19 protein-coding genes are annotated in these 24,250 nt (G+C 33.5%); 10 read left to right on the top strand and 9 right to left on the bottom strand.

The features are described from left to right. Nucleotides 1–32 precede the first annotated feature (32 nt). The 9 genes from recN to Q0951_RS06495 all read left to right on the top strand — a co-directional run bounded on the left by recN (nt 33) and on the right by Q0951_RS06495 (nt 12,900). Entirely contained in the window at nt 33–1,685 is a 1,653-nt protein-coding gene (gene recN, locus Q0951_RS06535; protein ID WP_299335591.1) for a DNA repair protein RecN, read from the top strand. Between the two features lie 47 nt (nt 1,686–1,732). Beyond that, nucleotides 1,733–2,551: an SDR family oxidoreductase gene (locus Q0951_RS06530; protein ID WP_299335589.1), complete on the top strand. Its 819-nt coding sequence runs from the start codon at nt 1,733–1,735 to the stop codon at nt 2,549–2,551. Between the two features lie 359 nt (nt 2,552–2,910). Continuing rightward, the gene (locus Q0951_RS06525) at nt 2,911–6,147 is read left to right on the top strand and encodes a T9SS type A sorting domain-containing protein (protein WP_299335587.1); all 3,237 of its coding nucleotides are present in this window, start codon (nt 2,911–2,913) and stop codon (nt 6,145–6,147) included. A 198-nt stretch (nt 6,148–6,345) separates the two neighbouring features. Then, nucleotides 6,346–7,905 (top strand): T9SS type A sorting domain-containing protein, encoded by a 1,560-nt coding sequence (locus tag Q0951_RS06520; protein WP_299335586.1) that lies wholly within the window; start codon nt 6,346–6,348, stop codon nt 7,903–7,905. A gap of 77 nt (nt 7,906–7,982) precedes the next feature. Beyond that, complete coding sequence (locus tag Q0951_RS06515; RefSeq protein ID WP_299335700.1) at nt 7,983–8,993, top strand: glycosyltransferase; 1,011 nt, start codon at nt 7,983–7,985, stop codon at nt 8,991–8,993. Continuing rightward, entirely contained in the window at nt 8,983–9,951 is a 969-nt protein-coding gene (locus Q0951_RS06510; RefSeq protein ID WP_299335585.1) for a YbbR-like domain-containing protein, read from the top strand. Before Q0951_RS06515 ends, Q0951_RS06510 begins: the two co-directional genes overlap by 11 nt. Further along, nucleotides 9,948–10,547 (top strand): dephospho-CoA kinase, encoded by a 600-nt coding sequence (coaE, locus tag Q0951_RS06505; protein WP_299335584.1) that lies wholly within the window; start codon nt 9,948–9,950, stop codon nt 10,545–10,547. The genes Q0951_RS06510 and coaE overlap by 4 nt, the downstream gene beginning before the upstream one ends. Nucleotides 10,548–10,646: 99 nt before the next feature. Further along, nucleotides 10,647–12,185: a HAMP domain-containing sensor histidine kinase gene (locus Q0951_RS06500; RefSeq protein ID WP_299335583.1), complete on the top strand. Its 1,539-nt coding sequence runs from the start codon at nt 10,647–10,649 to the stop codon at nt 12,183–12,185. 4 nt (nt 12,186–12,189) lie between these two features. Beyond that, nucleotides 12,190–12,900 (top strand): response regulator transcription factor, encoded by a 711-nt coding sequence (locus Q0951_RS06495; RefSeq protein WP_299335581.1) that lies wholly within the window; start codon nt 12,190–12,192, stop codon nt 12,898–12,900. A gap of 75 nt (nt 12,901–12,975) precedes the next feature. Here Q0951_RS06495 and Q0951_RS06490 read toward each other — a convergent pair whose 3' ends face one another. The 7 genes from Q0951_RS06490 to Q0951_RS06460 all read right to left on the bottom strand — a co-directional run bounded on the left by Q0951_RS06490 (nt 12,976) and on the right by Q0951_RS06460 (nt 21,027). Beyond that, complete coding sequence (locus tag Q0951_RS06490; protein ID WP_299335579.1) at nt 12,976–13,167, bottom strand: cold-shock protein; 192 nt, start codon at nt 13,165–13,167, stop codon at nt 12,976–12,978. Between the two features lie 86 nt (nt 13,168–13,253). Beyond that, entirely contained in the window at nt 13,254–14,165 is a 912-nt protein-coding gene (gene miaA / locus Q0951_RS06485; RefSeq protein ID WP_299335578.1) for a tRNA (adenosine(37)-N6)-dimethylallyltransferase MiaA, read from the bottom strand. Next, nucleotides 14,158–15,033, bottom strand: coding sequence for an ion transporter (locus Q0951_RS06480; protein WP_299335576.1), 876 nt, complete (start codon nt 15,031–15,033; stop codon nt 14,158–14,160). Before Q0951_RS06480 ends, miaA begins: the two co-directional genes overlap by 8 nt. A 20-nt stretch (nt 15,034–15,053) precedes the next feature. Next, nucleotides 15,054–17,006, bottom strand: coding sequence for a DUF3857 domain-containing protein (locus Q0951_RS06475; protein WP_299335574.1), 1,953 nt, complete (start codon nt 17,004–17,006; stop codon nt 15,054–15,056). A gap of 19 nt (nt 17,007–17,025) precedes the next feature. Next, nucleotides 17,026–18,984 carry a DUF3857 domain-containing protein gene (locus tag Q0951_RS06470; protein WP_299335573.1) on the bottom strand — a complete coding sequence of 653 codons (1,959 nt, stop codon included), beginning with the start codon at nt 18,982–18,984 and terminating at the stop codon, nt 17,026–17,028. A 4-nt stretch (nt 18,985–18,988) separates the two neighbouring features. After that, a complete protein-coding gene (locus Q0951_RS06465) occupies nt 18,989–20,350 on the bottom strand; it encodes an exonuclease domain-containing protein (protein ID WP_299335698.1) in 1,362 nt (453 codons plus the stop codon). A gap of 11 nt (nt 20,351–20,361) precedes the next feature. Further along, nucleotides 20,362–21,027, bottom strand: a complete 666-nt coding sequence (locus Q0951_RS06460; RefSeq protein ID WP_299335571.1) for a YggS family pyridoxal phosphate-dependent enzyme — start codon at nt 21,025–21,027, stop codon at nt 20,362–20,364. A gap of 103 nt (nt 21,028–21,130) precedes the next feature. Here Q0951_RS06460 and Q0951_RS06455 point away from each other — a divergent pair, with 103 nt between their 5' ends. Beyond that, nucleotides 21,131–22,381: an FISUMP domain-containing protein gene (locus tag Q0951_RS06455; RefSeq protein WP_299335569.1), complete on the top strand. Its 1,251-nt coding sequence runs from the start codon at nt 21,131–21,133 to the stop codon at nt 22,379–22,381. Between the two features lie 3 nt (nt 22,382–22,384). Here Q0951_RS06455 and Q0951_RS06450 read toward each other — a convergent pair whose 3' ends face one another. Beyond that, nucleotides 22,385–23,623, bottom strand: coding sequence for a DUF1015 domain-containing protein (locus Q0951_RS06450; RefSeq protein ID WP_299335568.1), 1,239 nt, complete (start codon nt 23,621–23,623; stop codon nt 22,385–22,387). Then, nucleotides 23,624–24,193, bottom strand: a complete 570-nt coding sequence (locus Q0951_RS06445) for a M23 family metallopeptidase (RefSeq protein ID WP_299335566.1) — start codon at nt 24,191–24,193, stop codon at nt 23,624–23,626. Nucleotides 24,194–24,250: the final 57 nt, after the last annotated feature.

The raw sequence follows: 24,250 nt of genomic DNA, 5'->3' as shown, positions 1-24,250 counted from the left end.
TCAGTAATTTCATACTGTAATTTCCATGCATTATGTTGACACAATTGACCATAAAAAATTATGCGCTTATTGATGAACTTCAAGTGAGTTTCAATAACGGTCTGTCTATTATTACTGGTGAAACTGGTGCAGGAAAGTCTATTCTTTTAGGCGGATTGTCACTAGTGCTGGGCAAGCGAGCAGATCTCAGTTCTGTCAAAGATGCGACTAAAAAGTGTATTATTGAAGCTACTTTTGATATTGCCAAATACAATCTAAAGCCTTTATTTAAAACTGAAGATCTGGATTATGAATCATTAACTATAGTTCGACGAGAAATTCTGCCATCAGGAAAGTCCAGAGCATTTATAAATGATACGCCTGTTAACTTAGATAGTCTTCAACAATTGGGTAGCCGTTTACTTGATATCCATTCGCAACATCAAACTTTGCAGTTGACTAATGACGATTTTCAGTTTCAAATTATAGATGCATTGGCTGGGAATGACAAACACTTAAATAGCTACTCTGAAACACTTAAAAATTACAAACGTTTAAAATTTCAGTTAGAAGTACTTCAGCAACAAAAAGCAGAGTCCATTAAAGAGTTGGATTATAACCAGTTTTTACTTACCGAATTAGAAGAAGCCAAGCTTAAGCGTGGTGAGCTAGAAACATTGGAAAATGAGTACGAAACACTTAATAATATTGAGGAAATTAAAGAGAAGTTACTTAACTCACATCAATTGTTAAGTAATGAAGATGTAGGTGTTATTATACATTTAAATGAGGTAAAAAATCAATTAGCTAAGTTGTCAGCTTTTGGTAAATCGTATGATGATATTTACCAACGTGTCAACAGCAGTCTTATTGAGCTTGATGATGTTTTTTCTGAAATCGAAAATTTAGAAGGTCAGTTGGAAGCTGATCCATCTCGACTAGAAACTGTAAATACGAAACTACAGGTAATCCATAATTTGATGCAAAAGCATACAACTTCATCTATTGAAGAATTGTTAGAAATTAAAGAGGAACTCACTAACAAAGTTTCTATCACAGAAAATCTGGATGCTACTATTTCAGAAAAAGAAAATGAAATAGAAAATGTTAAGCAGGAACTTCAGTCGTATGCTGAGGAAATACATAATAACAGAGCCAAAAGTATTCCTAATCTCACATCTCAATTAGAATCCATACTTGTAACCTTAGGAATGCCAAATGCTAAGTTTCATATAGAATTGCAGTCCTCAGAATCTTTTTTGTCAAATGGAACAGATATACTGCAATTTCTGTTTTCAGCTAACAAAGGAGGTCAATTTAATGATCTTAAAAAATCTGCATCAGGTGGAGAATTGTCTAGAATCATGTTGGCTATCAAGTCTATTTTGTCTAACTATACACAGTTGCCTACAATTATGTTTGATGAAATTGATACTGGAGTCTCAGGAGAAATCTCTAATAAGATGGCAAATATCATGCAGCAAATGAGTAAAACCATGCAAGTGTTTACTATTACTCATTTGCCACAAATAGCGGCAAAGGGAGATACGCACTTTAAAGTCTTTAAAGAAGATATTAATGAGGTGACTCAAACACAACTTAAAAAATTAACACCCGAAGAACGTATTGTTGAAATAGCCCAAATGCTTGGCGGTGTAAACGTTTCGAATTCTGCAATAGAACATGCAAAACAATTACTCAATTAATACTATCTTTGGCACATCTAATTAACTAACATTTTAATTTTAATAGCATGTCATATAATTTATTAAAAGGAAAGCGAGGAATCATATTTGGAGCTTTAGATTCAAACTCTATAGCTTGGAAAACAGCAGAACGTGTTCATGAAGAAGGAGGAACATTTGTTCTTACCAATGCTCCAATTGCAATGCGAATGGGACAGATTAATGAATTAGCTGAGCAGACAGGTTCTCAAATTATTCCTGCTGATGCAACTTCGGAAGAAGATCTTCAAAACCTTGTGGAGAAATCCATGGAAATCTTAGGTGGTAAGATTGACTTTGTTTTACATTCTATTGGGATGTCTGTTAATGTAAGGAAGGGTAGAGCTTACACCGACCAAAAGTATGATTGGACTCAAAAAGGAACCGATGTGTCTGCAATGTCCTTTCATAAAGTAATGCAAACCTTATACAAAGCAGATGCAATGAATGAATGGGGAAGTATTGTGGCTTTAACCTATATGGCAGCGCAACGCGTATTTCCAGATTATAATGATATGGCAGATAATAAAGCGTATCTTGAAAGTATAGCACGTAGTTTTGGTTATTTCTTCGGAAGAGATAAAAAGGTGAGAGTTAATACCATCTCTCAGTCGCCAACACCAACTACAGCTGGTCAAGGTGTAAAAGGCTTTGATGGTTTTATTTCTTATGCTGAAAAAATGTCTCCCTTAGGAAATGCAACAGCATTAGATTGTGCTAATTATACTGTGACCTTATTTAGCGATTTAACAAAACGTGTTACTTTACAGAACTTATATAATGATGGTGGTTTTAGTAATATGGGCGTTAGTGATGCTGTTATGGATGCCTTTATCGAAAAAGAATAGATTTCAATTATATTTCCTACAGAAATAAAAAAGCCGATGCAATGCATCGGCTTTTTTATTTTCTCGTTTATAAAGCATGTGATACAATAACATAGTTAAATAGATGAAATACAATAAAAATCGATGAAAACAGCTGTTCGGTTTAAGGATTTTGTGTTAAAAATTGATTTTGGATTAAGATTATTCATTTTTTTAACGAAATATTTAATTAATTACAAATTACAGGTAACCACTTGTCGGTTTTTTCTTAATATTCATCGAATTGTTAATATCTTCTTAACAGATTTTTAAGGCTAAAGGTTTTAATATGAATAATTTACACGCTGTTAATTAATTCAATAACTAAAAACCGACAAAAAATGAAAAAAATTACTTTATGGTTGCTGTGCTGTTGCATGGTGACAACGCTAAGCTTTTCCCAAACTTTTCCCGGCAGTACAGGTGCAATTCCAGACGCTACCTGTGACCTTACTAATGAGTTCGCATTAGATTTATCTGCTGAAAGCATTGGAACTTTGGGATCAGGTAACAATTTAAACTCTGTATCTCTTGATATTACTCATACTTGGGCTTCTGATTTGGATATCACACTCGTGGCTCCAGATGGAACAGAAGTAGAGTTGTCTACTGATAATGGTAGTTCTGATGACAATTACACAGGCACTGTGTTTGCTGATGGTGGAGCTGACGGACCGATTACAGGTGGAGTAGCACCATTTACAGGTACATATTCTCCAGAAGGTAGTTTGTTAGACTTCGATGGAGTTGCTGCAGATGGTGTATGGATTTTAAGAGTTTGTGATGATGCCTCTGGTGATACAGGAACATTAGATGCATGGGCCTTAACTTTTGGTCCACCGCCACCACCTTCTAATGACGATTGCTTAAGTGCAACAGCGTTGACTTGTTTTGATTCTGCATCTGGTAGTACAGATACTGGAACAGATACCGATGGTAACGGCGATGTAGATGTATGGTTTTCTTTTGATAGTTCATTAACTACAGCAGGAGATACTGTAACATTTAGCTTATGTGGATCAGGTTTTGATACCATCATTACTGTATATGATTCATGTGGTGGATTAGTCGTTGATGGCAATGATGATTCTTGTGGTTTACAATCAGAAGTATCCATTACTTCAGATGGTGCAACAAATTATCTTATTGCAGTAGAAGGATTTAATGGAGCTACCGGAAGCTTTGATTTAGCTGTGATTTGCCCATCATTATATCCATCCACAGAAGCAACACTAACGCTTGATGGTTGTGTTGATAGTGATACGTATTCAGTAGCTTACGATGGTACTACTCAAGGTGTGGTTTGGGTTGAACTTGTTTATGATGGAAATTGTACAGAGGTAACTGCTGATACTGAAACATCTGACTTTGATACTGAGATAGGTATTTATGATAATTTAGGTAATTTAATTGGGAATGATGATGATGGAGGAACTGGAACATTAAGTTCTTTTACGGCATTAGGTTTACCAGCTGGAACTTATTATATAGCTGCAGGAGGGTTTAACACAACATTCGCTTCTGGTTATGATGTGTCATCAAGTTCTACAGCTGTAGGATCATTAGTGATTAATGCAAGTACTCCAGCACCTCCAGCGCCAGCTACAGTAGCTAGTTTAAGTCTTACAGGATGTTCAGATTCTGACTCCTATTCTGCGGCTTATGATGGTGCTGCTGATGGTGTAGTATGGTTGGAATTAACTTATGATGGAGGATGTACTGAAGCAACCTTCGATACATTATTATCTGATTTTGATACTGAAATAGGTGTTTATGATAGTAATGGTTTCTTAATTGCTAACAATGATGATTTCGGAAGCCCACAAAGTTCTATTACAGAAGCAGGTCTTCCAGCAGGAACATATTATATAGCATTAGGTGGATTTAATACCACCTATAGTGATGGCTTTGATGCTACTACGTCTAACTCACTAACTGGAAACTTAGAGTTTGTTGCTAGTACACCAGGGTTATCGTGTGCACCAGTTATAATTGATACTGCAGACGTCGTTGATAGTTGTAACCCAGATGGAACAGGAACATTCACCGTAGAAATTGTTGTAACGGATGCAGGAGACGCCGGAAGTGTTTTTGATGATGGTACAGCGACCTATCCAGTCGTTGCTGGATTAAATACTTTAGGTACATATAATACAGGAGATTCAGTAACTATTGAAATTGTAGCTTTAGATGCAGCGTGTAATGACACTGTGGGAACATTTAGTTTCACTTGTCCGCTAGCTCAAGATAATTGTGATACTGCCGAAGCTATCACTCCTGGTACATATACAACAACGATAACTCAAGGTTCAGGTGGTTCTATAATGGGAACAGGTGGAGACTCTGCGTTTTTTGTCTACACACCAGCTGAAGATGGAGAAATATATGTGAATTCATGTGATGGAGGAGCAGATACTTTCTTAAATATTGGAACTGGTCCTTGTATTGATTTAACATCTATTGCTAGTAATGATGATTCTTGTGCTTCAGGATTAGGTAATAATTTTGCTTCAGAATTAACAATCCCAGTAACCGCTGGAACACCTTATACAATAGAGTGGGATGATAGATATGCAAGTGGCGCCAATGAGTTTACTTGGACATTAGAGTTTATTCCACCACCAGCTTGTACTCTAGCTACTATTGATAGTTCTACTGTTGTAGACGATTGTAATCCAGATGGAACAGGGTCATTTACAGTAGAAATCTTGGTATCAGATGCCGGAAGTGCAGGAAGTGTTTTCGATGATGGAACAACTACGTATGCAGTAGTTGCTGGAACAGTTACAGCTGGACCATATAATAGTGGAGATTCTGTAACTATTGAGTTAATTGCTTTGGATGAAGCATGTAGCTTTACAGTTGGAACATTTGAATTTACTTGTCCTCCGCCAGCGCCAGAAAATGATGAAATTGCTGGAGCAATTGATTTACCTGTTGGAGATACACTATGTGAAACTATAGTTGCTGGAACTAATGTGGGAGCTACAGATTCAATTGAAAATGATAACGAAGCAAGTTGCTCTACATCAGATCCAGCAGGAGATGTGTGGTTCAAAGTAATGGTGCCTTCTACAGGTGAATTGACAATTGAAGTTTCGGCTTCAACTACAGATCCAATTATTACAGATACTGTAATGGAAGTCTATACAGGAGTCTCAGGAGCATTGGTTGAAATCGCTTGTAGCGATGATGATGGTGACGGACTATTATCTCTGGTAGAGTTAACAGGATTAACTCCAGGTGAAGTACTCTTAGTTCGTGTATGGGAATGGCAAGATAATTTTAAAGGTAACTTTAATATCTGTGCATGGTCACCAACAACGTTAGGAGTTGATGACAATACATTTGAAGGATTCACATATTTCCCTAATCCAGTTAAGGATGTATTGACTCTGGATTCACCGAGAGCTATCGATAGTGTTGAGATATTTAATATGCTTGGACAACGTATTATAGCTGTAGATAGCCAAAATACAATCCAAAACATTGATATGTCTAACATCCAATCTGGAGCTTACATTGTTAAGGTGTCTATAGGAGACCAAACTAAAGCTATACGAGTTATCAAAGAATAACCAAATAGTATAGTTGAATTTTTAATAAATGAAAGACCTCGCTTGATAAAAGCGAGGTCTTTTTTTAATACACTGAATGTTAAGCAGATGTATGTATTTCAACGACAATTATTGTATTTAATCGATTATATAATATTCGTTTCACTTTATTACAGATTTATCATAATTTTAAGACTTATTAATTAAATTCAACTAAATATGAAAAAAATTACTTTTCTTTTACTTTTTGTAATGATGTGCGGTTTAGGTTTTGCTCAAACCTTCACATCTGATGCTACTAGTGATCCTGCTACATATCCTGCGGATATGCAAAATGGTAATGGTACAACTGCTGCTACTTGTGGTACTGCAGATGAGTTAACTTTACCTTCAACTGCGGTTACTGGTGTTGGTACATTAGGTACAACTAACATTCTTGAGAGTGTAACACTTAATGTAACACACACTTGGAATTCTGATATTGTTATCAGTTTACAGGATCCTTCTGGAGCTGTAACAGTACTTTTAACTGACGATGTTGCAGGAAATGGAGATGGTTTTGTGAATCTTGTATTACAAGATGGAGCTGCAGCGTTACCAACTGCTAATACTGATCCATTAACAGGAACTTTTGCACCTTTAGAAGCCTTAGCTGGTTTTAATAGTGGTACTACTGCTGGTGATGGTGTATGGAACCTAATAGTTTGTGATGATGCTGGTGGAGATGTTGGAACTGTTGATAGTTGGGCACTTACATTTGCACCAACACCTACATGTTCATCTCCTGCTGGAGCTACAGCAACACCAACGTCGCCAACGTCTGCAGATTTTTCTTGGTCTGATGTACCAACAGCAACTTTAGGTTTTGAATGGGGAATTTTAGCACCAGGAGGTGATCCTGATGTTGATACATTCTTATTCTCTGGTTCAACTGGAGCTGGTGTTGTTGCTGCAACTGAAGCTGGATTAACTGATGCAACTGATTATGTATTTTATGTAAGAGCTAACTGTGATACTGCAGGATTTAGTTCTTGGTCTGGTGGAACAGCGTTTACAACACCTGCTTTACCTCCTGCAAATGATGATGCATGTAATGCAATCATGCTTAATATTGGTGATGCATCAACTGGTGCATTCTATTCAAATGAAGCTGCTTCTGTAGAAACTGGAGAAGTTCCAGGTACATGTTACTTTGGTACACCATCTGCAAGTGATACGGTTTGGTTCTCATTCGTAGCACCTGTTACAGGTGAAGTTTTAATTCAAACTGAAGAATTAGCAGGTGATGGTACATTAAACGACACACAAATTACATTATTCACTGTTGGTGATTGTACAGACTTATCAACTGCTGTAGAGGTAGCTTGTGATGAGGATGATGATGCCAATGTTGTTGGTGATGGTGCTGGTCTTCAAGCTAACTTACAAGTAGCTGGTTTAACTGCTGGTGCAACATATTACTTTGTAATTGATGGTTTTGGTGCAGATACAGGTACTTTTGATGTATCTTTAACTGATCCAACATTATCTGTTGAGTCTTTTGAAAATGAAAACACATTTACGTATTTCCCTAACCCAGTTAGAAATGAGTTAACATTAAGTGCTCAAAAGGATATTCAAAATGTATCTATTTACAATATGTTAGGACAAGAAGTTTTAAGAACTGCTCCTAATACTGTAGAGAGTGTTATCAACATGAACGAATTAAGTCAAGGTGCTTACTTTGTTCAGGTTACTATTGATAACGTAACAGAAACTGTAAGAATACTTAAGCAATAAGCTTAACTTAAATAGTTTTTCAAAAGCCACCTTTAAGGTGGCTTTTGTATTTTCTTTACTTACCTTTGTCACCTATGATGTCATTGCAATTCTCTTTCATAATTCCTGTCTATAATAGACCAGATGAAGTTGATGAACTTCTCTCTAGTTTTATTGATTTAGAAGGGAATATCCCTTTTGAAATCGTAATTGTAGAAGACGGATCTTCTATAGATTGTAAACATATCATTAAAAAATATGATCAGGGTTTAGAGATATCATATTATGCGAAACCTAATTCTGGTCCGGGAGATTCTAGAAATTATGGCATGCAAAAAGCTAAAGGAAATTATTTTATAATTCTAGATTCCGATTGTTTATTACCATCACATTATTTAGAAACTGTTCATTCTTATTTATCATCTAGATACGTAGATTGTTTCGGTGGACCAGACGCTGCTCATGCATCTTTCACGAGTTTGCAGAAAGCGATCAACTTTGCTATGACTTCATTTATAACTACAGGAGGTATAAGAGGAGGTAAGTCTTCTGATGATAAATTTCAGCCAAGAAGCTTTAACATGGGAATATCTAAGCAGGCTTTTTTTGATTCAAAGGGCTTTGGTTTGATTCATCCAGGAGAAGATCCTGACCTATCTATTAGATTACACAATTTAGGATATCAAACTGTATTAATAAAAGAGGCTTTTGTATTTCATAAAAGACGTATTTCTTGGAAAAAGTTTTATCAACAAGTTCATAAATTTGGATTGGTTAGACCAATACTTAATAAATGGCATCCTAAAACAAAGCGATTGACTTACTGGTTTCCTACAGTATTTTCAGTAGGTTTAATTATATCTACTATGCTGTTTTTACTCAATTTTAAACTCTTTTTGTTTCTATATCTAGCTTACTTAGTCATAGCATTTATTCTTGCATGCATTCAAACACGCAGCCTTAGTGTGGCTGTTCAATCTATTTTGGCTATTTTTATTCAGTTCTTCGGATATGGATATGGGTTTTTAAAATCAACAATTGCTATTGATTTATTAAATAAAGATCCGAAGGAACATTTCCCTAAATTATTCTTTAAAAATGGTAAGTAATATCAAATCGAAAGTAGTACAATCTATAAAGAATAAGAAACTTAATCTTTTCGGTCTTTTTCTTTTGATAGCATTTTTTATTCTGGTAGTTACAAAGCTGTCAGAAACCTATGTTGAAACCATTCCTTTTTCAATTGAGTATAAGAATCTGCCTGAAAATAATGTAATTACAATAGATACTTTACCTCAAGTAAATGTTACAGTCTCAACAAATGGATTCAAATTATTGTCCTATTATTTTTATAATCCAACATATAGTTTAGACTTTAAAAATAACACGAGTATTAAAGATAATACTTATTTGTGGTTAGCTGAGAAAGGAACTTATGATTTTAAACAACAACTCGGACAATCAGTAAAGATTGTATCAGTAAAGCCTGATACCTTATTATTTCCTTATGGTGTTTTGAGTGTAAAAACAGTTCCAGTAGTATTAAGTTCTAAGGTTAATTATGCTCCAGGTTATGATGTGCTTTATGATATAGTATTAGAGCCAGATTCAGTAAAAGTAATAGGGTCTGAACAAGAAATTTCTAAAATTGATGTAATAAAAACACAAACGTTCAATTTGAATGATGTGAAATCTGATTTAAACCATCCAGTTAAACTTGATCTTCCAGAATCGTCTGAGCGTTTAAAGATTTCCGAAGATAATGTAATTGTTAAGGCTCAAGTTGAAAAATTTACTGAAGGAACGTTTGAAATTCCAGTAACAATTTTGAATAAACCCAATACGATTGAGATTAATTATTTTCCTAAGTATATGAAGGTTTATTATTACGTAAGTCTCAAAAACTATAAATTAGTAAAGCCTCATGATTTTAAGATTGAGTGTGATTACAATACGGTTTTAAAAACCAAAACTTCATATTTTACACCTAAATTGATCATAAATTCAGACCATATTAAATCGGCTAAATTAAAACAAAACAAAGTAGAATATATAATTGTAAAATGATTGTTGTAGGACTTACAGGAGGAATTGGTAGCGGAAAAACTACTGTCGCAAACTTTTTTAAAGCATACGACATACCTATCTACATTGCTGATGTTGAAGCCAAGCGATTAATGAACAGATCTAAAGTCATTAGAAGAAAGTTAGTTGCTCTATTTGGAGAAGAAGCTTATATTGGAAATACTTTAAACCGACCATTTATTGCTTCAAAAATATTTAATGATAAAGAGAATTTAGACAAAATAAATGCAATTGTCCATCCAAAAGTAGGATCTCATTTTAAACGTTGGTTGAAAAGACAAAATGCACCATATGTTATCAAAGAAGCAGCAATTATTTTTGAGCATAATAAGGAAGCTGAATATGATTTTATAATTACAGTAACAGCAGATGTTGAAGAGCGTATCAAACGGGTGCTAGAGCGGGATAACACTAACAGATCTAAGATAGAAGCTATACTAAAAAACCAAATGAGTGATGAAGAAAAGATCAAAAAATCTCATTTTGTAATTGTAAATGATGAGCTTGAGGACACTAAAAAACAGGTTGCTAAAACACATAGGTCCATTCTAAAAAAAATCAAAAAAATCAAGAATTAACATATTTGTTAATGTAAGGTTAAACATTAATAGTTCTAAATGTTAAAATACTAAATTTGAATGATGGGCAAAAAGCTATTCATTTTATTGGTGGTTTTGATGAGTTTATCACTCATTGGCATCATCTTCGTTCAAGCATTTTTTATTAACAATACTTTAAAAAACGAAGAGAAACAATTTACTTTAAATGTTAAACGTTCTCTTATTTCGGTTTCTAAAGCTATTGAAGATAAAGAACTTCTCAGTTACGATAGAGTATATAGAGAAGTGATTGCAAATGGTCGAACACCTGATACTACAGAGATCAAACATCTTTTGATTTTTGATTCTTTCAATGAAGAAACAAATCAGGCTATTAGGTTTAAAAATGCTATTGCAGAAGAGAGCTTTAAAGTTCCATCATTGTTCTTTGACATTGGTACAGACAGTATAAACATAAGTAGATTCACTAATATAAGTGAAACTAAGGTTTTTGAGCGTAACTCCATTGATGGTAAAGTAAGCTTAAGACCTAGCCAAAAATTCACAGATTACAGTACTTTAGATGAAGTAGGACGAAAGTTTTATAAAGAAAATTATCGAAAAGCCTACAAGAATTACCCAGTTTATAAGAGAATTACAAACGAAGAAGTATCAGAATTATTGGCATCGCAATTTGCAAGCAGTGGTATTGATACACCTTTTGAATATGCGATATATGATAAAGATTTAGCGACTAAGATTCAATCTGATGATTTTTACCTGAACACGAAATCAACTATGGGGATTCCTGTTTTTGCAGACAATCAAAACAAAAGTAAGTTTACGTTATATGTTGATTTTCCAGAGCGAAGAAAGTTTTTACTCTCTTCTATTCTAGGTATGATAGTGTTGTCTATCATATTTACATCAATCATTATTCTAGCGTATTCCAGTGCTATCTATCAGCTTATAAAACAACGTCAGATATCTCAGATTAAGACAGACTTTATAAACAATATGACGCATGAATTCAAAACACCTATAGCAACAATAAATTTGGCATTAGATTCGATAAAGAACCCTAAAATTATTGGAGACCAAGAAAAAGTAATGCGTTACTTGAAAATGATTAAAGACGAAAATAAACGTATGCACGCTCAGGTGGAAAATGTATTGCGAATTTCGAAATTAGAAAAAAATGAACTCAATATTAGTAAGGAACGAGTGAAGCTTCACGACCTAGTAGAAGATGCGATTACACATGTTGAATTAATAGTTGAAGATAGAAACGGATACGTTAAAACTCATTTAGAAGCTGATAAATCATCAGTATTAGCTAATGAAACGCATTTTACAAATGTAATTGTCAATATTTTAGATAATGCTATAAAGTATACAGAAGGTGAACCTAAAATAGATGTTTATACAGAAAATGTTGGAAATAATATTTTGCTGAAAATTTCAGATCAGGGAAGTGGAATGTCCAAGCAAGTTCAAAAACGGGTGTTTGAAAAGTTTTACAGAGAGCACACAGGAAATGTACACAATGTTAAAGGTCATGGTTTAGGTTTAGCTTATGTTAAACGAATTGTAGATGACCACCAAGGTTATATATCAGTAGAAAGTGAAAAAGGGAAAGGTAGTACGTTCACAATAAAACTACCATTAATATCATAAAATTATGGAAGAACAGAATAAGAAAATACTTTTAGTTGAAGACGATCCAAACTTCGGAACAGTTTTAAAAGACTATTTGAACATGAACGATTATGATGTGGTTCATGCTAAAAACGGAATGGAAGGTTTCGAAAAATTCAAAAAAGATGATTACGATCTCTGTATTTTGGATGTCATGATGCCTTATAAGGACGGATTTACCTTAGCTAAAGAAATTAGAGAAAAGAATACAGATGTACCAATTATCTTTTTAACGGCTAAGGCCATGAAGGAAGATGTGCTTAAAGGCTACAAAGTTGGAGCAGACGATTATTTAAATAAGCCTTTTGATAGCGAAGTGCTTTTAATGAAAATTAAAGCAATAATGCAGCGTAAGGCAACAGATACAATTGCTGATAGTAAACAGTTTGAGTTTAAAATAGGTAAGTTTGATTTGAACTCTAAGCTTCGTTTTTTAAAGTTTGATGGTAAAGATCCAATCAAATTATCTCCTAAAGAAAATGAATTATTACGTATGCTAGCACTTCATGAGAATGATCTCATGCCACGTGAATTAGCATTGACAAAAATCTGGAGAGATGATAACTATTTTACATCTAGAAGTATGGATGTTTATATTGCTAAACTTAGAAAGTACTTAAAGTTAGATGAGAATGTTGAAATATTGAACATTCATGGTGAAGGGTTTAGACTTGTAGTTAATCAAGATGCCTAATGCATGATAGCAATAAAAAATAAAAAAAGCCAATCGTTTAGATTGGCTTTTTTACTTTAAAAAAATATCAAAATATTAGATAACTTTTACGTTAACTGCGTTTAATCCTTTTTTTCCTTCTGTTAAATCAAATTCTACATCATCGCCTTCACGAACTTCATCGATCAAACCTGAAATGTGTACAAAATGTTCTTTACTGTTACCTTCTTCTGTGATAAATCCAAATCCTTTAGAACTATTGAAGAATTTTACGGTACCTTTATTCATAATATATATTAAATTAATTAAGTGGCGAAAGTAGTTCTAATTAACTGAAAATAAGTGTTTTTTATAGTTTATTTTTTAAAAAAACTTTAAGAGCTAGATAATGCATCGTTAATTGTTGCAACAATTGTTTCTACTTCTGTATTAAATTCAAACCAGATCGTATCTTCATTTTTTTTGAACCATGTGAGTTGTCGTTTAGCAAAACGTCTGGTATTTTTTTTAATCTCAGAAATAGCAAACTTTAAATCCCATTCACCATTTAAGTAGTTAAATAGTTCTTTGTAGCCAACTGTATTTAGTGCATTAAGATGTTGTTTAGACTTGAGTTGTTTTACTTCATCAAGTAAACCTTCAGCAATCATAAGATCAACACGTCTATTAATCCTATCATAAATAATAGGTCTATCAGCGGTAAGTCCAATAGTTATTGTTTTGAAATCTCTGGTTTTTTCTTCCGAAGTTAAAAATGAAGAGTAGGCTTGTCCGCTACCAATACAAACCTCTAAGGCTCTTATAACGCGATGCGGATTATCAACAGCAATATTTTGATAGGCTTTTGGATCTAATGTTTTAAGCTGAAGTTGCAGAGCTTCTAAACCATGAGAGGCTAATTTTTGATTGAGATCTTCACGTATTGATTTATCAACTTTAGGAAACGTATCTAAGCCTTTGGTGACAGCATTGACATATAATCCTGAGCCACCAACCATAATAACGACTTCATGTGTTTTGTAAAGCGTTTTTAACGTATCAATAGCATCTTTTTCGAAAGCTCCCACATTATAGTCGTCTTCAATTGAAATGTGTTTTATAAAATGATGAGGAGCGGCATTCAATTCGGAAAGCGTAGGAGCTGCAGTGCCAATTTGCATTTCTTTATAAAACTGTCTGGAGTCTGCTGAAATGATCTCAGTTTTGAAATAATTAGCTAATTTGATACTGAGAGCAGTTTTTCCTATAGCTGTAGGACCTACTATAGCGATTAGAGTTTTAGTCATGACGTAATTTACAGCCACATTTGAAACAGAATTCTGCACCATCTCTATGAGTTTCCTCTAGACAATTTACACAACATTGTGTATTGAGTTGTAGGTCTTTCATATGTTCGTGTTCTTCATCTGAAATTTTATGCTTACTATCACCCGAAGCCTTAGTGTATTCTGCAGATACTATTCCAGTTGGAACAGCGATAATCCCATAACCGAGAACCATAATAATGGTTGCAATGAATTGTCCAACAGGAGTTTGAGGTGCAATATCTCCAAAACCGACCGTTGTTAATGTAACAATACACCAATACACACTTTTTGGGATGTTTGTAAAACCATTTTCTTCACCTTCAACCATGTACATGATCGTACCAAAAATGACAGCAGCAATAAGTACAGCAAATAAAAAGACAGCAATTTTAGCTTTACTGGCTTTGATAGCACTAGCCAATTGGTTAGAGGCGCCCAGATAACGTGCCAGTTTCAGAATTCTGAAGACACGTAATAGTCTTAGAGCTCTAAGTGCAATTAAAGCTTGAGTTCCGCCTAAGAATAAAGAAATATATTTAGGGATGGTTGAGAGTAAATCAATAATCCCATAGAAGCTCAAGATGTATTTCATGGGTTTTTTTACTGAAATAATACGTACTATATATTCTATAGAGAAAAGAATTGTGATCACCCATTCTGATATATCTAGAAAGTTGTGGTATTTCTCATCGAAACTTTTAATACTTTCCAGCATTACTAAAAGAATACTGGCCAGAATAGCAATAAGTAGTATGACATCAAATAATTTTCCCGCTGGAGTATCGGCTTCATAAATGATTTCATGGAGTTTTGTTCTCCAATTTTTATTTGATTGTTGCTGGTCCATTAATTCAAATGTACTAAAAGTTATTGTTTTTTATCTAAAACGATAATAGTGTTGTTTTGAATGTCAATTACTTTAGACATAATCTCTTTTAGAGCTTCGTAATAATCTGAAGCATATAGAGCCTTATTAAATGTTAATTTGAAATAGAGTAGTACTTGATTGTCTTTCTGTTGAGCAGAAAAAAGGATGCCTGCATCACGGTTTGGTAATGTGAGATTGACTGGTTCTGGAAGTTCTTTAATAGTATAGGAGCTATCTACATTAATTTTTATTTTATAGATATAAGTGTCTTTGTATCCAAAATCAATTGGATAAGTTCGCTCCTGAAGACCGAATGGGTTTTTGGAAAAGAATTTAAATAGTATTGGGTTAAGGTATAATGTATTACCAATAAGGTCTGTAGTATTTTCGATATCAAATGTACTGCTGAAAGTGATTGAAGTTTTTTCGGTAGTAGCAACTTTAAAATCGGTAATATCTACAAGGTTGAATTCATTTGTGAATCCGTCAATAAATGCTTCCGAATTCTCAAAGTAAAGTGTTTTTAATGGTAGAGCATGATAACCAGAAGCTTCAAAATCAATTTGACCAGTAATATTTTGATCTTTATCAAGATCTAATACACAGCTAAACTGTTGGATACTTGCATCCTTAACATTAATGTCATACCACTCACTTCCTTGAAAAAAGTCTAGTACTCTGCCATAGTGATTCAAACATCTAAAAGGTAATTCTCCAAACGATAAATATTTATTCGTTGCGTCTAGCAAATAAGTTTCTCCATCTATTTCAGCCTTTATAATGAGATAATTAAAATCAGATATAACAGGATAAAGTGTGGTAGCAAAACCATTGTCTCTTGTAGATAGAATCAAGAGTTTTACATCAATTTCAAATTCATTGAGCATTAGGTATAGCAACATATTAATACTGCCTACATTCCCAGTTTTGTTTTCAACTAGGTATTTGGTAGAAACTCCTTCAAAAATGCGTTCTACTCCATTCCATTTAAAATTATCCTGAACATACTTGTAAATAGTTTTAGCCCTTTCTAAAGGACTATCAAGTGATAAGACCTTTTTTTCTATTAAAGCTCTGTGAGTATTGGTTCTATGTAACTCTCTTCCTAAAGCTGTTTCGTTTAATATTTTATTATCAACGGCATCCCATGTTTGAGTAATATGTTTCTCGCGTGCACCTCTTACGGTTTTAAGTTCATACTCGATACGGGAGAGGTAATTATTTTTTGTAGTCATGTAGTCCTCCTCTATGAAAGCTGGAACATTTTCTATAACATATTTACTAACATTGCATTCGCCACCAGAACCTGAAAATCTCATACAATATTTATCGATACTGTGCTCTTCTGTAGTAAATTTTAAATTGCCTACAAGTTTAGCGTGATACTCCCAAACTCTGGATATACTTGCGTTATACTCACTATATAATTTTGGAATTACATCCTGAAATTCCCAACCCTCATATTTATACATAAAAGGAGAGATTTTTTTATAACTGAATACAATAATAGAACCTTCTTTTACTTTAGGGAATACAATTTTTACAGAAGTGATATTATCATTAACCGCTTCTTCAAAAACAGATGTTTTTTTTAGTTTTGTTTTTTCAATTTCACCGTCTTTCAGATTATAAACTGTAGCCTTTATATTTTTAATACTTTCTTTTTGACCATCATTATCATCAAATAGTGTCAATGATACTTCTCCAAAATCAAAACCATTCTTGTTGAAAATCTTTATTTTTTTTTCAACTTCTGTTTCCAGAAAATACGTTCGAGAATTGACATCTGTACTTCCAATTTCCCTGATAACCAATGCGTTTGCAGTAGAATCTTTATCAAATACATTGAGTTCGAGTTCTTCTTTGGTAACCTCGAAGCTTTCAGAATTGAATTTAGTTTGAGCATTTACATTTACAAAAAAGAGTAAGACAGCAATAGTTAGGTATTTCATATGCCCAAAATACTAAAAGTTATTGTTTTTTCTCTAAAACGATAAGCGCGTTGTTTTGTACATCAACTACCTGAGCCAGCATTTGTTTTAAGCTTTCATAATATTCTGAAGGGTAGATGCTTTCATTAAATGATAATTTGAAGTATAATGTGATACTATTGTCCTGTTGTTGTGTTGAAAATAAGAATGATCCTTTATTTCCAGGAAGTCTTAAGTTTATTGGTTCTGGTAATTCTTTGATTTGGTAAGAGTCTGCCATATTAATCTTTATTCTATAGACGTAAGCATCTTTATACCCAAAATCTATAGGATAACTTCGCTCTTGAAGTTTGAAAGGATTCTCTTTAAAGAATTTAAATAAGAAAGGATTAATATAAATTACGTCACCAATAACTTCAGGTGTCATTTCGATATGGAAATTCGTATTGAAATCGGCACTTCTTCTTTCAGTATCAATCGTTTTAAAATCTGAAAATTCTAGATCTGTATGGGAGTTACTTAATGATTCTTCATAGCTTGAAGGGTTTTTAAAATATGCTCTCCTTTCAAAAAGTGAATGATATCCTGTTAATTTAAAATCGACAGTACCTTTTAAGACTTGCTCGTCATTAAAATCTAAATCATAGCTATATTGCTCTAGGCTATAGCCATTAGACTCAATATCATACCATTGACTTCCGTTTTTAAAATCCAATAATCTACCATACCCATTTAAACATCTAAATGGAATTTGACCAAAATTTAGAAACTCATCTGTAGCATCTAAGAGATAAGTTTTACCATCAATATCTACTTTTACTATTAAATAGTTGAAATCTGACACAACAGGATAAAGCTTTGTTGCAAATCCGTTTTGTCGCGTAGATAATAAGATGGGTTTAGCATTTATTTCATTAGCTACAAGAAGATTGTGTAGTAAAGCATTGATTTCTCCTACGTTTCCTGACTTGTCTTTCAAAAGGTCTTTAATGGAAATACCTTCCAGTACTCTAAAACTTTCATTCCAAGTATAATTATCCTGAACAAATTCTAATATCATTTTGGCTTTCTCTAGTTCATCGGTGTTTTGAGAAATATTGTTACCTACTAATTTTTTAACAGCACTAATTTTTTTTAGTTGTTGACCTAGATCTGTATCCCTTTCTATCTCTCTGTCTGTAGTCTCCCATGTTTTAGTAATGTTATCTACTGAACCATTAAAACTTCTAAATACTTTTAATTCATATTCTACTCGTGAGAGATAGTTGTTTTTAGTGGTCATAAAGTCTTCTTCAATAAAAGCAGGAATATCAACCATGACATATCTACTCACACTACAATTTGCACTTGCTGTACCAGAAGTAAGGCATCTTTTCTCTAGACTCATCGAATTAGTAACCAGTTTTTGTCCACCAACCAATTTTACGTTATACTCCCAGTTTCCTGGAATACTAGCCAAATATTCGCTGTACATCGTTGGAATATCACTCTGAAAATTCCAGCCTTTATATTTGTACATAAGTGGCGATTCTATGGTGTAACTAAAATTGACTACTGAGCCTTCTTTAATATTGGGAAACGCAAACTTTATGAACTTATAGTTGTCGTTATAACGTTCTTCAAAAATATCTGACTGCTTAAGGAAAGTTTTAACAACTTTTCCATTTTCGATATTGTAAACAGTAGCATTAATGTCTTTAACTTTTTCTCTACTTCCCTTTTTATTGTCGTAAATGAGTATAGATACATTAGCATGTTCATAACCATTTCGGTTTAATATTTTTAATTTACTTTTTACTTTAGTGTTTAAATTAAACGAGTTATTATCAACAAAACTATGACCTTTCTCATAAATCAATACCGCATTAGCAGTTGAATCTTTTGCGTAATGGTTTAACTCTATATCAGGTCTTGTAACTTCAAAGGTTAATGCAAAATTATCGGTTTGTGCATAGGTGTTAGTGACCAATAACAACAGGATCAATTTGAGATATTTCATAAGTTTAAAAAGAGATCGTTTTGATTTTTTTATTGCGTCTTAAATAGCTTTGAATAATGTGTTGGGTATCTCTGTTGTTTTCCATTGGAGTAATTATAGATTCAAGAACATCGATGTTAGTGATTTGGTGATTCAAATCATAAAAGCCCAACCCTTTAAAGACACCATTTTCGATATAAATAACACTTTTTTCGTCTATATCTCTGCCTTTATCAATAATAATCATATTCTTATTTTCATAGCTGTTCTTAGTAATAAGCTGTTGAACACGTTTATTATACTCTTCATGTGGCTCTTCATTGATACAAGCACCATAACAACTTTTAATGGTGTATTTAAAACAGTTAGATTTGGTAGGATATATACCAGTTAATTTTTGGCAAAGCTCATAAGACTCAACAATTTTAAACATGAAGCTTTTTGCACTTTGCATATTGCTAAATGTAGTGATTGGTTTTTGGTCTATATTGGTCTTATTTATTTTTAAATTGATGTAGCCATTTTCGTCTGTATAACTATACAAACCATGCGTAAAAATAGTTCTTCTTAAAGCTCTATTATACAAAGGTTTGTTTCGCTTTATTTCTTCACTTTCTTTTAATAACGCAACAAGTTCACTACCTGTAGCCTCGTAGGTTACTGACTTTGCTAACAATTGAATTTTTTTCGATTTGGTGCTGTTATTTGTAAAATGTTGATTGATACGATGCTTAATGTTTTTACTTTTTCCAATGTATATTATATCTCCATTTTCATCATGAATATAATACACACCAGTTACAGGAGGAAGAGCATCAATTATAGTTCTATGATTGTCGTTGAGACGCTTTACGATTTCGGTTTTGACATTATTTTTAATGATATGCTTTTCAAGATCTTTGCTAAGAAGCATCTTAAATAACTTTACTGTGGCCATTGCGTCACCATTTGCTCTGTGTCTATCACTAACGGGAATACCAAGAGCACGAGTTAACTTTCCAAGACTGTAAGAGGGCTGGTTTGGAATGAGTTGTTTTGAAAGTTCTACTGTACAGAGTGTTTTTCGTTTAAAACCAAAACCAAGACGCTTAAATTCTGTACGTAAAATACGGTAATCAAATTGTGAGTTATGAGCTACGATGATACAGTCTTCAGTGATTTCAACGATGCGTTTTGCAACTTCATAAAACTTGGGTGCAGTTTTAAGCATGTTGCTATTAATCCCAGTAAGGTTGACTACAAAGGGTTGTATCTCTCGTTCAGGATTAACCAGACTAATAAACTTATCGACCACTTTATGACCATCAAATTTATAGATGGCAATTTCAGTAATTCCTTCCTCATTATACTTTCCGCCAGTGGTTTCTATGTCTAATATTGCGTAGATAGTTCTTGTTTTTAATTTGAATAATTTCGACTTCCAAATATACTACTTCCAACGCGAATCATAGTACTTCCACATTCAATAGCTAATTGATAATCACCACTCATTCCCATACTAATAATATGTAAGGAATTATCAATTGCCTTGAGTTTATCAAATGTACTTTTAAGTCGTTTAAATTCTTCTTCAATTTGGGATTGATTATCTGTAAAGGTAGCCATTCCCATCACTCCAGTAATGTGAACGTTTTTTAATTCGGAATAGTCTTCTGAAGCGATTAAATCTAATGCGTCATCAGGAGACATTCCAAATTTACTGTCCTCTTCAGCGATTTTTATTTGTAATAAACAGTCAATAGTTCTATTGTGTTTTTTGGCTTGTTTGTTTATTTCTTTTAGAAGTTTCAGACTGTCGACACCATGGATTAAGCTCACAAACTCAGCCATGTATTTAACTTTATTACGTTGCACATGACCAATCATATGCCACTCAATATCTTTGGGCATTTGCTCATATTTCTCAACCATTTCTTGAATCTTGTTTTCTCCAAAAACGCGTTGCCCAGCATTGTATGCTGTCATTAAATCTGAAATAGGCTTTGTTTTTGAAACGGCAACTAAAGTAACGTGCTCTGGTAGTTGGGATAGTATAGTGTTTAAGTTTTCTTTAATTGATGACATAATCGTTTTTTGGATGTACAAATTAAAGAATTTAAAAGATATATAGGTTGTGTTTTTTGTAATTACTTAATGTTTTTTATATATTAAAAAATATTGAAAAGCTATGAAATCATTCTTAAAAAATTTAGTTTTATTTACAATTCTATTACTAATTTCATGTGAGAATAGTGATAACGAGGATTCAAACATACCTCCTAATGTTAGTTTTATTTCACCTAATGAAGATTTATCAATTGCTCTAGGTGATATATTAGATATACTAGTAGCTGCTGACGACCCAGACGGTCAAGTTGATACGGTTTATATAGAATTTAATGGAGAAAATATTGCGCAAATTACTTCCATTCCCTATCAATATTCCTTTAATACATCTTTTGAAACACCAGGTACTTATGAGTTGAAAGCTATTGCTTCTGATAATTTGGGTGCGCTATCAACAACAACAACAATACTACTTGAGATAACGGAATTTGTTATAGTCCCGCCAACTGTACAAACTTTACCACCAACATTTATTGGACTTTTTGGTGCTGATGTAAAATCAACATCCACATCCTTTGGTACTTTTGGTCCTGATCAAACAGGAATTTGCTGGGACCTTACCCCAAACCCAGTTTTTGACGAGAATGGCTCAAATTTTCAATTTCCAACTGGGACAACTAATGGTATTTCTAATTACAATATTAATAGTCTTGAGCCAGGTACTACCTATTATTTTAGAGCATTTGCCACGTACTATGATGATTTAGATTCTGACTCTATTGCTGTCACTTATGGCGATAATATTGAAGTTACCTTGTCTTCAGAGTTTTATACAGAAACAGGAATGTTTACCGATACTAGAGATGGTGAAGTGTACCAATGGGTCACTATTGATGGTATGACTTGGATGGCTGAAAATTTAAGGTATTCAGATAACAATACCAACTGTATTGAATATTATGATGATGTACAGGATGGCATGAACTATGGCAATTTTTATAGACTTTGCGATGTATGTCCAGATGGTTGGAGATTACCTGTCCAAGAAGATTATGTAGCATTAATTAATTATTTAGGTGGAACAAACAGGGCTGGTAAGTATTTGAAATCTAATAATGCTATATTTTGGAATACTGAATTTGCAAGTAATGAATCTCTTTTTTCGGCATTACCAGGTGGTTACAAAGTACAGCCAGACCTTGACTCATTTGAAACTGGTGTTGGTGAAAAGGCTTACTTTTCGTACCTTGATGAAGAAGATGTCAATACTAATTTCGTAAGTCTTCAGGATTTTAATGATTCTGTAGAATACAATGATATTGATAGCGCAGCTGGTTTAATTTGGATGTCTATCAGATGTATTCAAGAATAATGTTTAAAATTCATATATCGTAATACCGCTTCGTAATTTTGGAAGGATATACGTGCTTTTTGGAGGCATTTTCAGACCTTCATCTGCAATTTGTTTCATTTGTTTTACGGTTGCGGGACACATTCCAAAACCAACTTCAAAATCACCACTGTCCACACTGCTTTTTATAGTAATCATTTCATGTCTTCCATTGACATATTCAATACGATTGTCATTGCGAAGATCTTCAATACCCAAAATGGGTTTTAATATGGTTTGATATAGTAGTTGTGCATCCAACCGATCTAAAGCTGTTTTGAACGTATAGTTTGCTTTCCGCAGATATAAAGAATAAAACTCACCATCCAGATACATACTGAAATGATGTGATTTTGACGGACTGTAGGGCATGACACCTCTATTTTCAATACGATACATAGCATCTAACTGAATTAAAAACTCTTCTTTGGTCAATCCGTTCAAGTCTTTTATTAGTCGGTTAAATTCATGTATAACCAGATCAGATTCTGGAATCAAGTACGACATAAAAAAGTTGTAAGGTTCATTGCCCTTATGATTAGGATTATTAGCTTTTTCCTCTTGATACAATAAATTTGACGATGCCGATCTGTGGTGTCCATCTGCAATGTATAAGGTTTCCATAGTCTCGAACTCATTTTGAATTTTAGCTATTTTGTCCTCATCGTGTAATCGCCATAAATAGTGAGTATCTCTGTAGGTCATTGTGAATTCATATTCGGCATGGCCTTTTTGTACATCTTTAATTATTTCAGAAATAGTTGTATTATCTGGATAGGTAAGTAGTACAGGTTCTGCATTAAAGCCTACTGTTTGCAGGTAGGTTTTAAATGTATGCTCTCTTTTGGCTATTGTATCTTCATGTTTTTTTATAATGTCATTTTCATAATCTTTAGCACTGGTTGCAGCAATGATCCCGTTGAATTCCTGACCATGTCTATTAACAATTTTATAGATATAATAGGAAGGTGTATCATCTTGAACAAAGACACCATCTTCTTTAAATTCCAGATAACGATTTCTAACCAGTTTATAGCGTTCTTCGCCAGTAATAACCTTGTCGTATTTATAACCAGGATTCACAATATGCAAAAAACTATAAGGATTATAATCCATTCGCGATTCACGTTCATATACTGTATAGCTTTGATAAGGACGTGCAGCTACCAAGCCAACTATAGCTCTTGTAGGTCTTACCGCTTTAAATGGATGCACTTTTGCCAATTAGTGTCTGTTTTTATTTATAAATTTCGTCGGATCTAAATATCCTTTGGTATCGGTCGAGTAACCTGGTCCGATATCTAAATTCACATCACTTCTAATTTCCAGATGCAAATGTGCCAGATAGTAACCATTACAGTTTCCTATGGTAGCAATTTGCTCTCCTTTTTTAATAAACTTGTTTACTGAAACAAGCATGGTATCACAATGCGCATATAATGACTCATATAGTTTGTCATCATGCAAGTGAACAATTCTGATCACATTTCCCCAGCCGCCTTCGTAATTTTTTACCTCACTAATATAACCATTTGCTAAGGAATAAATTGGATCACCAAGATCAGTATTTCCACCACCAACACCATTCCAATCGTCACCTAAATGATTGTTCTCTTGAAATTTTTGAGCGTTATAGTAGCCTTGGGCATCAGGTTTTCCAACTGGAAAATCGAATCCGTTTGAGATATATTCAGGATTGTTTTTAATAAGCACCTTATAATCTGTAATTGCTTCTGAAATATTAGAATCAGTTACCTCTGTTTTATCTAATAAACTTCTGTTAGTATCATCCACAATACTGCTTTTGTTTTTGCAAGCTAAAATGAGCAAAAAAAAGCAACAATAGATGAA

Origin of the sequence: uncultured Psychroserpens sp. (assembly GCF_947501425.1) — a bacterium.
Lineage (GTDB): Bacteria > Bacteroidota > Bacteroidia > Flavobacteriales > Flavobacteriaceae > Psychroserpens.
The sequence above is the reverse complement of the archived record's forward strand: the minus strand, read 5'-3'. Positions and strand labels throughout refer to the sequence as shown.